Origin of the sequence: Nitrosomonas nitrosa (assembly GCF_003051105.1) — a bacterium.
In the GTDB taxonomy this organism is placed as follows: domain Bacteria; phylum Pseudomonadota; class Gammaproteobacteria; order Burkholderiales; family Nitrosomonadaceae; genus Nitrosomonas; species Nitrosomonas nitrosa.
Map to the genome: position 1 here is coordinate 28431 of NZ_QAOO01000026.1, position 13681 is coordinate 42111.

Below are 13681 nucleotides of genomic sequence, written 5' to 3' on the forward strand. Positions count from 1 at the left end.
ATCGTTAAGGTAGATTGGAATGCGCTGAGAATATGAACGCTCATCACAATAAACGCTACCTATACTTATACGGATCTAGCCAATCACCCAATTCATCTAAGAAAGTATCATCATTAAAAAGCTGATCCTGATCTTTCAGCCAGCGTTTTAAATATTGATCGTTTTGTATTTTTTGTAAATCTTCTTCCATCGCAGCCAAGTTTCGTTTAAGTGAATTTTCTGCCAGCTTTAAGCTTTGCTGGAGACTGGTTTTGCTAATGCTTTGGTAGGGGTTGAGGCCAAATTCTTGGCGGATAACTTGATGGCGATGATACAGTTCGTCTTCGAGCTCCTGTGCTTGTTGCTTGAGTAACACAAGCAGTGAAGCAATTTTTTCTTCTGCCATTCTGGCGAGGGAGGTGTGATCGGCGAGTTCTACGCGTAGCTGAATTTGCAAGAGTGTGATCAGATCGCGGCGTTCGTAAGCAGCGTTGGCCTCACTCATCAATACGGTTTTGCGGTCGCGCTCGTTGGGATCACTTTCGCGGTCGGGATGCAGTGCACTCGCAAGCTGGCGAAATACTTTACGCAGCGTAGTATTTGCTTCTTGTTGTTCTGCAGCAGCTTTAAGCTGAGCAGCAGTGGGCTTCTTCTTACGTTGTTTAGCTTGTCGACGTTTTTCCTCTTCGGCTTCGGCCGCTTCACGCAAGCGCTTCATGCCAATGTTCAATGCATCGTGAAGGTTATCGAATGAGTCATCGTCAGCGAACGATTCTCCCAATACATCCTCCATCATCTCGCGCATGCTTGAAACGGCGGCTTGTTCCTTCTGCGCGAGGCTTTCAGGGCTATGTTTGTCGTGAAGCGTCTGCATTTCGACATCACCCTGGATGGCAAGTGGTTCGCTAAGATGACATAGAATCGTAGCGGCAATACGCTGTTGATTGTTGCTGAGCCCTTTGCGCGCCAGCCTTTTATCCAACCATAACACGAGTTCGCGCGTGAGGGCCTGGCCACTTGCGCGCAGCGGTGCAATCGTCTGATGGTAAACAGGACGGTGTGCATCGCTTATTGTTTGCATTTCGTGTAGTTGTTTCTTAAGTTTCTCGATACGGTCGAGCATCCGGTTGAAGCGCTGCTGGCTGGGTGAAAGTTGCGTGCCTTGAGGGATGGCCTTTAGTGCGCTTACTGAGTTGTTTTCAGCTTGTTGGCGAACCGCGGCGGCAATTTCGTCTGCGAATAAATCGGGTTGTTGTGGCATGGCTAACTGGTTAACGTATTGAAAATTGAAGTAATTCTAAAAAGACACATGAGTCTGCACGAATAGTTTACCATGGTCTTGGTAAAGGATTCGTTATATACTTGCCCTGCCTAGTTGAGCGTGCCCGAGAAGAAGGTTGGAAGCTGATTGCGCGTAGAAATTCAAATTGTCATGCAACACGCTATGGGCGAACAGTGTATCGGCTTATCGGGTGAATAAAACGAGTGGAGACTTGCGCTTTCGCGCTTCCTATTTGGGTACTCAGCAGGCGCTTCTCCGCAATTTTCTGGCATTGTATAAATAATCATCTCTGTAAATTTAATTCCGTGAGTAACAAGCTATATATCAAAACTTTTGGCTGCCAAATGAACGAGTATGACTCGGATAAAATGGCAGATGTGCTACATGCTGCAAAGGGGATGGAGTTGACCGACAGCCCCGATGAAGCGGATGTGATCTTGTTCAATACCTGTTCTGTACGTGAGAAAGCCCAGGAAAAAGTTTTTCATGATCTGGGCCGTGTGCGTCATCTAAAAAAAGCCAAGCCAAATTTATTGATCGGAGTGGGGGGGTGTGTGGCTAGTCAAGAAGGGGCTGAGATTGTTAAGCGTGCTCCTTTTGTGGATCTCGTATTCGGACCTCAAACGTTGCATCGATTGCCAGAAATGATCGATGAACGCGAAACGACGGGACGGCCCCAGGTCGATATCTCATTTCCGGAGATCGAAAAGTTTGATCATCTGCCGCCTGCGCGTACAGAAGGGGTGACAGCCTTTGTATCGATTATGGAAGGATGCAGCAAATATTGCAGCTTTTGTGTCGTGCCCTATACGCGCGGTGAGGAAGTGTCGCGGCCGCTCGAAGATGTATTGGTGGAAGTGGCTGGGTTGGCGGTTCAAGGGATCAAGGAAGTTACCTTGCTCGGTCAAAATGTTAATGCTTATCGTGGTGAAATAGGGGCGGATGAATTTGCCGATTTTGCGTTACTGCTCGAATATATCCATGAAATTCCAGGCATTGAGCGGATCCGTTACACTACTTCGCACCCCAGGGAATTTACCAGCCGCTTGATAGATGTTTATGCGAAGCTTCCCAAGTTAGTCAGCCATTTGCATTTGCCGGTACAATCGGGTGCGGATAGGATATTAGCGGCAATGAAACGAGGTTATAGTGCGCTCGAGTATAAATCGATCATACGCCGTATACGTGCGGTGCGTCCTCAAATCTCCATTAGTTCTGATTTCATTATTGGTTTTCCGGGAGAAACTGAGGCTGATTTTGAAGCCACGATGAAGTTGGTCGAAGATGTTAATTTCGATGAATCGTTCAGTTTTATTTATAGCCCCCGCCCTGGTACGCCGGCAGCCGATCTGCCTGATGATACGCCCCATGAAATGAAGCTTGCACGGCTTTATCGTTTACAGGAACGCATTACTCAGCAAGCGCAAGCCATTAGTCGAAGTATGGTGGGGACAACGCAACGGGTGTTAGTAGAGGGGCGCTCCAAAAAGAATTCTGACGAATTCGGTGGCAGGACCGATAACAATCGCGTGGTCAATTTCGCCGGCTCCCCTGAGCTGATCGGGCAATTTGTACATCTCAAAATCACCGCGGCTTTGGCGCATTCGTTGCGTGGCGAAATTATCGGCTAAATATAGCGTAGTAGAGATAGAAGAGAATCGTTTATTACTGCTTGCATTCTTACGTAACCCCTGCGAGAATCAATACGTCACATTTTTTTAACAACTGTTTTGAAACCTAAACCTGTCGAGATTTCATTTTCTCCGGCTGATAACCGGCGCCTAGCCAATCTCTGTGGTACGCTAGATGAAAACCTCAAGCAGATTGAAAACGCACTGGATGTTGTGATTGCCCGTCGTGGTGAACATTTCAGTGTGCGCGGCCAAGCGAATCAAACACAGCTTGCTGCGCAAGTATTGAAGAATTTTTATAACCAATCCCATCACCATCTCAGTATCGAACAAGTGCAACTCGGTTTGATCGAGGCTGCCAATACGCATCATTTTGCAGAGACGAAGACAGGGGAAGTCACTTCTGCCGAGATCGCCGTACCGAAATTACTTACTCGCCGCAGCAATCTGCATGGCCGCACCCCGCGTCAAACACAATACTTGCAACAAATTCAGGAGCATGACATTACTTTTGGCATTGGGCCAGCCGGTACGGGGAAAACTTATCTGGCAGTGGCCAGTGCAGTCGATGCTTTGGAGCGTGAGACGGTTTCGCGTATTATTCTGGTACGGCCCGCGGTCGAAGCCGGGGAACGTTTGGGGTTTTTGCCGGGAGATATGGTACAAAAGGTTGACCCCTATTTGCGCCCGCTTTACGATGCGCTTTATGACCTCATGGGATTCGATAAAACCAGCAGGCAGTTTGAACGCAATACGATCGAAATAGCTCCGTTGGCTTTCATGCGAGGGCGTACCTTGAATCAATCTTTCATTATTCTGGATGAAGCGCAAAACACGACACCGGAGCAAATGAAAATGTTCCTGACTCGAATAGGCTTTGGCTCCAAAGCGGTCATAACGGGCGATATCACTCAGATCGATCTGCCTAAAAATCAGAGAAGCGGTTTGGTCGACGCAGAGCGTGTATTGGGAAAAATACGCGGGATCGCCTTCACTCATTTCAAAACCGAAGATGTCGTGCGCCATCCGCTAGTCCAGCGCATTGTCGATGCTTACGAGAAACATGAAGAACGCCAGTAAGGTTTCCGAACCTTCACCCACCACAAACACTAAAAAATTCAAGTTATCGCTGCAATACGCTGCCGATTTTCCCGAGATGCCGAACCGGTCACAGTTCCGTAAGTGGGTGAACGCTGCCTTGGAACGGCCTGCCGAGATTACCGTGCGGCTCGTCGATGAAGAGGAAGGTAGGGCACTTAACCGTCATTTCCGGGGAAAAGACCAAGCTACCAATGTGTTGACATTTGTCTATGACGAATTGCAGCCCTTGTCTGGTGATATCGTACTCTGCGTACCCGTTGTGATGCGTGAAGCACAACAGCAACTGAAAAATTTGCGTGCGCATTATGCGCATCTCACAGTACACGGTGTCTTGCATTTGCAAGGCTATGATCATGAGCATGATGCAGAAGCCCAGGTCATGGAGCAGCTTGAAACAAATATTATTACCCGGCTTGGTTATGCCGATCCCTACCATGCGCATTGACAAGCTGTCGAGAGATATATTATGTGTGGTCGATACAAGGGGGCTGTCCGAGAATAGACTGATCTACTGCAGGCGAGCCTGGTTGGCCGGATTTTCCGATCCTTTTCGTTAAATAGGATGACTGTTCGCCTCAAATGATCGAAAAATTCAACTCAACTAAACTCACCCACGCTACCATCGCTATTCTTGGGCAGCCTCCTTGTAAACGTCCGGCAAAAAAGGGGAACTCAGGTCTCAATACGTATTTTCAACTTGTTTTCAATGCCGTCATGACGACAGAAAACGTTGCTCTGCAGTTTGTTAGAGATTGCCCCAATCCTTTTCATCGTATTGGCAATAAGACAATTTCGCTCGGGATGATTGTATTTGCTGCCCATTGCAAGAACAGTAAATACTGCAAAGCTGCTCACATAATTATTCAAGTTTTTCAACAGCGCTTGTTTGCGCCTTTATCACTCAATGCTGAAATTAATCATGAGTAATACCTCGCCCAAAGTCAGTTGGTTTGAACATATAGGCTCACTTCTGATGCGTCAGCCTGAAGATCGTGAGCAGTTGGTTGCTTTGCTGCATTCTGCCTATGAACGCAATCTACTCGATGCCGATGCACTGGCCATGATCGAAGGTGTGATGCATGTATCCGAGATGCAAGTGCGCGACATCATGGTGCCGCGCTCGCAAATGGATACCATCGATATCAGCGATAAGCCGGATGAATTCATTCCGTACGTGATTGAAAAAGGGCATTCACGTTTTCCCGTTACCGATGGCAGTAAAGACCAGGTAATCGGCATTCTGCTGGCAAAAGATCTGCTGCGTTACTACGCAGGAGAAGAGGAGTTCAATGTGCGAGACATGCTTCGGCCAGCCGTCTTTATTCCTGAATCTAAACGGCTCAATATCCTACTCAAGGATTTTCGCAGTAATCGCAATCATATTGCGATTGTGGTGGATGAATACGGCGGTGTAGCCGGTTTGGTCACGATCGAAGACGTCTTGGAGCAAATCGTTGGTGAAATCGAGGATGAATACGATTTCGATGAAGACGAAGCGAATATCGTGGCCGATACCAGCGGCTATTACCGTGTGAAAGCCATTACAGAAGTAGCCAGCTTCAATGAAACAGTCGGCGCCGCTTTTAGTGACGAGGATTTCGACACGATAGGCGGACTTGTGACCAGTAAGTTCGGCCGGCTGCCCAAGAACGGAGAGACGATCGTCATCGATAGCTTCTTATTTACCGTGTTACGGGCCGATAGTCGCCGTTTGCATTTGTTAAAGGTGGAGCGGGTCGCATCAGATTCGGAAGCAGTCAATCAGATGTAAAGCATAAAGAGTGTGGGCTCAGTCATATCAGCTCTGAGGGTTGGTTGTGTAGCCGCGCTATTTGTTTTGTGCTTCTCAGTGTTTCATCTGCTTGTTGCTACTGGGTATCTTATCGTTTTTCATCGCGGTCTCGTTGTTTCGGTTGACCAAGCAAGCGGGTGCCGTAAATTAATGCGGCTCTACTCACGTTCATTCGGGGCAAGTGATAAAATAACGGGCAAATGCCCAAAATTACACCCCGTAGCTTCCCACAGCACGCTTTCGAAACACTCAATCGCAACGGATTGCCGCCTGTTCTGGCGCGTATTTATGCGGCGCGCGGAATCGAACAGCCTCAACAGCTCGAAACGGAGTTATCGCAATTATTGCCTTTCGTGCAGTTGCGCAATGCTACCCTGATGGCGGCCCGGTTAGCCGATGCGATTACTGAGCGGAAAAGGCTACTCGTCATTGCGGATTACGATTCCGATGGAGCGACGGCTTGTGCGGTCGCCATCCGTGCGCTTAGGAAATTTGGCGCGAGCGTGGATTATCTCGTCCCCAATCGCTTCGAATATGGCTATGGCTTGACGCCCGAGATTGTGCGGCTTGCAGCTTCACGCGGCGATGGGTGGCGGCCGGATATCCTCATTACCGTGGATAATGGTATTGCCAGTGTAGACGGTGTGCTGGAAGCTAATCAGTTGGGCATGCAAGTGTTGATTACTGACCATCATCTGCCTGGCGACCAGTTGCCCGATGCGGCAGTCATCGTTAATCCCAATCAGCCCGACTGCGATTTTCCCAGTAAGCATCTTGCTGGCGTGGGGGTCATTTTCTATGTGATGCTCGCTTTGCGTGCCGAATTACGTGCACGGGGCGCATTCCTTGCCGATGGTAAGGAACCTAATCTGGCCAGTCTGCTCGATTTAGTGGCATTGGGAACGGTGGCGGATGTCGTCAAGCTCGACAGCAACAATCGCATTTTAGTACAGCAAGGTTTGCAGCGTATTCGTCGAGGGCGGGGGTGTGCAGGTATCAATGCATTGTTGCGCGTGGCAAAACGGGACAGCCGGCAAGCGACGGCTTACGAACTGGGTTTCATGCTGGGTCCAAGATTGAACGCAGCGGGCCGGCTCGATGATATGACGCTGGGCATAGAATGCCTCATAACCGATGATGAATTCACGGCCGACCAGATAGCTGCAAAATTAGATGAATTGAATCGTCAGCGGCGAGAAATCGAAGCCGATATGCAACAGGATGCATTGGTCAAGCTGGCAACTGCTGTCGAGGCAGAAGAATTAGTGACCGAGTCTGCTTGCAGTATATGCCTATATGATCCGAGCTGGCACCAAGGCGTAATCGGTTTGCTTGCTTCACGCATCAAAGAAAAATTTCATCGCCCAGTGATTGTTTTTGCGCCCGGTAACGAGGGCCAAATCAAAGGTTCCGGACGTTCAATTCCAAGTTTTCATTTACGGGACGCTCTGGATCTCGTTTCCAAGCGTCATCCAGGATTGATTCTCAAGTTTGGAGGACATGCGGCAGCAGCAGGGCTGACGCTACTTGAGCAGAATTTTGAGGATTTTCGTGCTGCTTTCGAACAGACCAGCCAATCTTTGCTGACGCCGGCCGATTTGACCCGTGTCATCGAGACTGACGGCGATTTGGATGATGCCGAGTTGAACTTGGAGCTGGCTCGCTGTTTGGCCGAATGTGTTTGGGGGCAAGGTTTTCCCGAACCTAGTTTCAACGCGTTTTTTTATGTGGAAAACCAACGTGTCGTGGGTGAAAAACATTTAAAATTACGGCTGAAGAAATTTGATTCAAATCAGCGTTACGATGCCATCTTGTTTTTCCATACAGATTTGCTGCCACCGCGGATCAATGCTGTCTTTCGTGTGCAAGCCAATGAATATAACGGTAATACCACACTACAATTGCTACTGGAGCACTGGCTCTCGATCGACTCGTTGACAACATGAACAGCGCATTTTTACCAGGCGGGGAGCTTGAGCATCTCGCGGATTTTGCCGCGAGCCTGGCTATCGGCTTGCTGATCGGCCTGGAACGTCAGCGGAGCCCAGCCGCTAGAGCGGGGCTCAGGACATTCGCCTTGGTTGCGTTATTCGGTACGCTGACTGCCATGCTGACGCAAAAAACTCATTCACCCCTATTGCTATTGGGGGGTCTGCTTCTGGTCGGAATCATGACGATCGCGGCTTATTTTAGAAAGCAAGATGAATTGGCTGACCCGGGAACCACAACGGTCGTCGCTATCCTCATATGCTATGGCTTGGGTGCGATTGTCTGGTATGGAGAAACGGTACTGGCAAGCATGCTTGCGATCGTTACGACCATTTTGCTCTATTTTAAAACCGAATTGCATGGTATGACGCACGACCTGGATCGTCGCGATTTGATCTCGATGTTGCAGTTTGCTGTGCTGACTTTCATTATTCTGCCGATTTTACCCAACGAGAATTATGGACCTTATGATGCCATCAACCCCTATCAGGTCTGGCTGATGATCATATTGATCTCCGGCATCAGTTTAACGGGGTATGTTGCATTGCGTTTTATCGGCCAACGTTATGGCGCCGTTCTCTTGGGCGTTTTCGGGGGGCTAGTGTCCAGTACTGCGACAACCATGGTATTTACGCGCCGCAGCCAAGAAAATTCAGATTTGGTGGGACTGGCCGTTGTCGTCATCTTGCTGGCCAATTTGACGGTATTGGTAAGATTGGCGGTGATCAGCGCGATCATTGCGCCTTCCATCTTGCCGTTGCTACTACCTATACTCGGGGTCGGTCTTGTTATGGGGCTGATCGTAACGGTTTTCTGGTGGCATGCATTGACCCGGCAACAGGAAGTGCCTATTCCCCAAACTAAGAATCCCACTGAATTCACGACGGCAGCAGGATTTGGATTGCTGTACGCAGTGGTGTTATTGCTGAGCGCATGGTTATCGGATATTGCCGGTAGCAGTGGGCTTTATGCGATAGCCGTCATTTCCGGGTTGACGGATGTCGATGCGATCACACTCAGTAGCTTGCGTTTGCTGGATCTGGGTAAGCTACAAGCGACAGAGGCCGTGACAGCGATCACGTTGGCGACAATTTCAAACATTGTTTTTAAGCTGGGTTTGATAGTGGTGATCGGTAGTTCGCTGCTGGCCAAGCGCACTGCCTTAGGTATGATCGTTACGGCGCTTGGCCTGGGTGGCGCGCTACTCCTATTTGGAAATTGAAGTTTTTAGATGAAGCACTTTAAGCTTGTGTTGCCCACCGCTGGTAAGTTGACGCGCTATGCCGGCTTCGATGGCTCCAGCGATGCCTTTGTTCTTGCCGAACTGGCGAGATCTGCACCATCGGCCAGGCCGTTGACGATCATTACTGCCAATGCGCTCGATGCTCAGCGATTACTCGATGAATTACCTTTTTTTGCACCTGAGCTGAAGGTTCATCTGTTGCCAGACTGGGAAACCTTGCCTTATGACACGTTTTCACCGCATTTCGATTTGATCTCTGAAAGATTGGCCACGCTCTACCAGGTTTTGAATGGGGCGTGCGATGTATTGATTATGCCAGTCACTACCGCGTTGTATCGTTTGTTGCCAAAGGAATTCCTGGCAGCGCATACTTTTTTTATCAAACAGGGCAGTACACTCGATCTGGCTACATTTCGCAGCCAAATGACACTAGCAGGCTACACGCACGTAGCACAAGTGCTATCACCTGGAGAATACAGCGTACGCGGTGGGTTGGTCGATTTGTTTCCAATGGGGAGCCCGCTACCGTATCGCCTGGATTTGCTCGATGACGAAATCGAATCGATCCGTACCTTTGACGTGGATACCCAGCGCAGCATTTATCCAGTCAAAGAAATCAGATTATTGCCGGCGCGTGAGTTTCCGTTGGATGAAACGGGCCGCACGCGCTTCCGTATCCATTTTCGCGAAAAGTTCGAAGGTGATCCTTCACGCAGCCGGATATACAAAGAAATCAGTAAGGGCGCAACACCTGCAGGGATCGAATACTATTTGCCGCTTTTTTTTGAACAGACGGCGACTCTATTCGATTACCTGCCTGAGAATTGCGTGCTGTGTCTGCATCAGGATATTCATCCCGTTGTCGATAATTTCTGGCGGGACACGCAATCCCGCTATCAATTATTACGTGGCGATACGGACCGGCCCTTGCTGCCGCCAACCGATTTGTTTCTGACGGCCGATGGATTTTTTGGCAAGCTCAAACCTTATGCGCGTATTCAGATTCAATCGAACCAAACTGCTGCCGATGAATCCTTTACGCATCCCTTGCCGCTCGTCCGGGTGGATCGCCACGCGGATAATCCTTTGGAAAGAATGCGCGTATTTATCGATGAATTTACGCGATCGGGCGGGCGGGTGTTACTGCTGGCGGAAAGCATGGGGCGCCGTGAATTGATTGCTGACTATCTGCATGAATACGGATTGTTTCCCGGAATTTGTAAGGATTATGCAGAGTTTCAGGCGAGCAATGAACCTTTTATGCTCAGTGTCGCACCACTCAATAACGGTTATATCCTTCTGGCCGATCGATATGCTTTGATTACCGAAAGCGAACTGTACGCGACGCATGTACATGGGCGACGGGAAAGGGAAACACGCAAAGCATCCTCGACGGATGCCATGCTGCGTGATTTGTCTGAAATCAAACCGGGCGACCCGGTGGTGCATGAGCAGCACGGGATTGGTCGTTATCTCGGTCTCGTCAACATGGATCTAGGGGAGGGCGAGCCGGGACAGACGAGTGAATTCCTCGCGCTGGAATACGAAGGGGGCGACAAACTTTATGTGCCCGTGTCTCAACTGCATGTAATCGGCCGCTACAGTGGTGTATCGCCCGAATCTGCCCCTTTGCATAAGCTGGGCAGCGGGCAGTGGGAAAAGGCCAAACGTAAGGCGATGCAGCAGGTGCGCGATACTGCGGCCGAATTGCTGAATCTGTATGCGCAGCGCGCAGCGCGCGAAGGGCACGTGTTCAGATTCAAGCAGCATGATTATGAGGCGTTCGCGGAGGGGTTTGGCTTTGAGGAAACGGTTGATCAAGCGGCGGCGATTGATGCGGTCATCAGTGATTTGACTTCAGGGAAGCCGATGGACCGGCTGATCTGTGGCGATGTGGGCTTTGGTAAAACCGAGGTCGCCTTGCGTGCCGCGTTTATTGCGGTAGCAGATGGCAAACAGGTTGCTGTCCTGGTGCCGACGACCTTGCTGGCAGAGCAGCATTTTCAGAATTTTTCCGATCGTTTTGGTTTGATTGCTGATCAATGGCCGGTAAAAATTGCTGAGCTTTCCCGCTTCCGCTCAGCCAAAGAACAAACGCAGGCTCTGGAGGGTCTGGCCAAGGGGCAAATAGACATCATCATTGGCACGCACAAACTGATTCAAGAGAAGGTTAAATTCAAGAATCTCGGATTGGTGATTATCGATGAGGAGCATCGCTTTGGGGTGCGTCAGAAAGAACAGTTGAAAAAGCTGCGGGCCGAAGTCGATGTGCTGACGCTGACCGCAACACCGATTCCCCGAACCCTAGCGATGTCGCTGGACGGGCTGCGGGATTTTTCCATTATCGCGACCGCGCCACAAAGACGGCTGGCCATTAAAACCTTTGTTCATCCATTTTCTGAAGGCGTTATACGCGAAGCGTGCTTGCGTGAATTGAAGCGAGGTGGGCAGATTTATTTTCTTTACAACGAAGTCAGCACCATTCAAAACATGTTTGAGAAGCTGTCCAGGCTTCTGCCGGAAGCACGTATCCATATCGCCCATGGGCAAATGCGGGAAAGTGAGCTCGAGCATGTCATGCGGGATTTTTATCAGCAACGCTTCAATCTGCTACTGTGCACCACCATCATCGAGACCGGCATCGATATTCCCAGCGCCAATACCATCATCATCCACCGTGCAGATAAATTCGGTCTGGCCCAACTACACCAATTACGCGGTAGAGTGGGGCGCTCCCACCACCAGGCGTATGCTTACCTGTTGACGCCGGAGGAAGAAGCGCTCGGCGCACAGGCCAGGAAAAGACTGGAAGCAATTCAGTCGATGGAGGAGCTTGGTTCAGGGTTTTATTTAGCGATGCACGATCTGGAGATCCGTGGAGCCGGTGCCGTACTGAGCGAGTCGCAAAGCGGTGAAATGCAGGAAGTTGGCTTCAATCTCTATAGCACCATGCTGGAGAACGCGATCAAATCGCTCAAGGCAGGACACGAACCGGATATGCAACACCCGCTTGGAATCGCTACTGAAATTAAATTGCATGTGCCCACCTTGCTGCCTGACGATTATTGCAATGATGTCCATGAACGTCTGGTGCTATACAAACGCCTGGCGAATTGTACTGATGACGCGCAACTGGATGAGATGTACCGCGAGCTGATCGACCGTTTCGGATTGCTGCCCGATCCAGCCCGTGCGTTGCTAGATTGCCACCGCTTGCGTGTGGCGGCCAAACCACTGGGTATCGTGCGCATCGATGCTACCGCAGACTGCATAAACATTCAATTTGCACCCAATCCACCGGTAGAAGCAGCCAAAATTATCGCACTCATACAAAGCGGCAAGGAATATAGTTTGGCCGGTCAGGATCGGTTGAGGATCCAAGTGAACATCCCCGACGTGGCAGAGCGCGTTAAACACACCAGGAAACTGATAGAGAGGCTGAGGTCATAGATAGTCAACTTGATTTGGAGTGCTTTGATTTTCGCTGTCAAGTTGTTAGCTGGGAGGGCTGTCTGAATAGCGACTGATCTACTGTGGACGAGCCTGGTTGGCCGGATTTGCCGATATTTTTCGTTAAACAGAGCGGCTATTCGCCTCAAACGATCGGAAAATCCATCTCAGCCAAACTCACCCTCGCTACGATTGCTATTCTCGGACAGCTTACTAGGGTGTAGGGTGACGATATTTGCGCTTACTGGGTTGTTGACCCAAGGTATTGTGGGTAAAGGGAAGTCGGAAACACTGATGCGTCTTTGCCGCAGTATAAAACCCTGCAACTAATCATCTGTAAAGCCTGGTTTCGTGCCCCACATGTATCTTCTGGGTGCGATGGCTGATTGCCCTGCCGGATTATCTCGGATCCAGCAGGGCGAGCTATAGTCAAGCCAGTGCGGCAGCATTTCACGCCGCGTACTTGCCGGCAAATCAGCCTCCGCTACTGGCAAAGTACATAGATGCCATTATCAAACCCGCCAATACCCCAAATATGACTGCGATATTGACAGCAAAATTTCTGAGTGTTTCAGAATCATTCGATTTATCTAATGAACTCATAATGTTATTGACTCCTTTGTTTATGTGGAAGCAGAGAAAATTATGAGCCGAATCAGGTTATTTTCATTGATTTAGATCAATAAAAATGTTCATAGCAGATTTGAATAATTTAAGTAGCTGGGTTACACAGTACATTGAAAAATTAGAGAAACTGTTTGTGGTCTGGGTTTGCCGAGATCGTTATGGTTATACAGGTGGAATGATTCTGAATGGCGTTTGTGCAAAAAATCGAGGAAAAAACATACCAGATGATGTAGCCTGCAATTTCCATTGCGCCGAATAAAACTTCCCGTTGCAATACGTTATGCTGATAAAACAACCCACTTTCCAGTGTGAGAGATCTTGAAGTCAAATTTTGTAATAAGATGTGCGACATGAAGCGATGCTACGCGCATGTTTTGTATCTAAGGTTGTCTGTGAGCAGCGATCGTAGCGCAGACAGCCTAGATAGTGTCAGCCCGAAAACCCCATTTTTTCGACAGTGAGCTGCCTAATTTTTAAGCACTTCCTAGAAGCGCAATGAAATTATTCCTTCAAATATGTTCCTAATTGTGTTTTTTAAGAGAATTCGCATAAAAAACACGAATTTCACCCAGCACCCATCTCTGATT

10 protein-coding genes are annotated in these 13681 nt (G+C 49.2%); 8 read left to right on the top strand and 2 right to left on the bottom strand.

The genetic code is table 11. From position 1 onward, the window contains the following. Positions 1-55: 55 nt before the first annotated feature. A complete protein-coding gene (locus tag C8R30_RS12710) occupies positions 56-1240 on the bottom strand; it encodes a hypothetical protein (RefSeq protein ID WP_107790255.1) in 1185 nt (394 codons plus the stop codon). A gap of 326 nt (positions 1241-1566) precedes the next feature. On the opposite strand from C8R30_RS12710, the gene miaB reads away from it, so the two are divergent. The 8 genes from miaB (at position 1567) to mfd (ending at position 12467) form a co-directional block, all read left to right on the top strand. After that, entirely contained in the window at positions 1567-2892 is a 1326-nt protein-coding gene (gene miaB, locus C8R30_RS12715) for a tRNA (N6-isopentenyl adenosine(37)-C2)-methylthiotransferase MiaB (RefSeq protein WP_107790256.1), read from the top strand. Between the two features lie 99 nt (positions 2893-2991). Continuing rightward, positions 2992-3972 carry a PhoH family protein gene (locus C8R30_RS12720; protein ID WP_090669828.1) on the top strand — a complete coding sequence of 327 codons (981 nt, stop codon included), beginning with the start codon at positions 2992-2994 and terminating at the stop codon, positions 3970-3972. Continuing rightward, positions 3956-4438 (top strand): rRNA maturation RNase YbeY, encoded by a 483-nt coding sequence (gene ybeY / locus C8R30_RS12725; RefSeq protein WP_244888067.1) that lies wholly within the window; start codon positions 3956-3958, stop codon positions 4436-4438. Before C8R30_RS12720 ends, ybeY begins: the two co-directional genes overlap by 17 nt. Before the next feature lie 134 nt (positions 4439-4572). After that, a complete protein-coding gene (locus C8R30_RS12730; protein WP_090669834.1) occupies positions 4573-4920 on the top strand; it encodes a hypothetical protein in 348 nt (115 codons plus the stop codon). Continuing rightward, complete coding sequence (locus tag C8R30_RS12735) at positions 4913-5764, top strand: HlyC/CorC family transporter (protein ID WP_090669836.1); 852 nt, start codon at positions 4913-4915, stop codon at positions 5762-5764. Before C8R30_RS12730 ends, C8R30_RS12735 begins: the two co-directional genes overlap by 8 nt. A gap of 221 nt (positions 5765-5985) precedes the next feature. Continuing rightward, positions 5986-7731, top strand: a complete 1746-nt coding sequence (recJ, locus tag C8R30_RS12740; protein ID WP_107790257.1) for a single-stranded-DNA-specific exonuclease RecJ — start codon at positions 5986-5988, stop codon at positions 7729-7731. Beyond that, positions 7728-8996 (top strand): MgtC/SapB family protein, encoded by a 1269-nt coding sequence (locus tag C8R30_RS12745; protein ID WP_090669842.1) that lies wholly within the window; start codon positions 7728-7730, stop codon positions 8994-8996. The genes recJ and C8R30_RS12745 overlap by 4 nt, the downstream gene beginning before the upstream one ends. A gap of 9 nt (positions 8997-9005) precedes the next feature. Then, positions 9006-12467, top strand: coding sequence for a transcription-repair coupling factor (mfd, locus tag C8R30_RS12750; protein ID WP_107790258.1), 3462 nt, complete (start codon positions 9006-9008; stop codon positions 12465-12467). A 474-nt stretch (positions 12468-12941) separates the two neighbouring features. Here mfd and C8R30_RS16465 read toward each other — a convergent pair whose 3' ends face one another. After that, complete coding sequence (locus tag C8R30_RS16465; RefSeq protein ID WP_258192041.1) at positions 12942-13070, bottom strand: hypothetical protein; 129 nt, start codon at positions 13068-13070, stop codon at positions 12942-12944. Between the last annotated feature and the right edge of the window lie 611 nt (positions 13071-13681).

Bases quoted from the DNA above. Each gene is read 5' to 3' on its own strand.
- C8R30_RS12710 (WP_107790255.1), bottom strand. From the start codon at position 1,240: ATGCCACAACAACCCGATTTATTCGCAGACGAAATTGCCGCCGCGGTT.
- ybeY (WP_244888067.1), top strand. From the start codon at position 3,956: ATGAAGAACGCCAGTAAGGTTTCCGAACCTTCACCCACCACAAACACT.
- C8R30_RS12730 (WP_090669834.1), top strand. From the start codon at position 4,573: ATGATCGAAAAATTCAACTCAACTAAACTCACCCACGCTACCATCGCT.
- C8R30_RS12735 (WP_090669836.1), top strand. From the start codon at position 4,913: ATGAGTAATACCTCGCCCAAAGTCAGTTGGTTTGAACATATAGGCTCA.
- recJ (WP_107790257.1), top strand. From the start codon at position 5,986: ATGCCCAAAATTACACCCCGTAGCTTCCCACAGCACGCTTTCGAAACA.
- C8R30_RS12745 (WP_090669842.1), top strand. From the start codon at position 7,728: ATGAACAGCGCATTTTTACCAGGCGGGGAGCTTGAGCATCTCGCGGAT.
- mfd (WP_107790258.1), top strand. From the start codon at position 9,006: ATGAAGCACTTTAAGCTTGTGTTGCCCACCGCTGGTAAGTTGACGCGC.
- C8R30_RS16465 (WP_258192041.1), bottom strand. From the start codon at position 13,070: ATGAGTTCATTAGATAAATCGAATGATTCTGAAACACTCAGAAATTTT.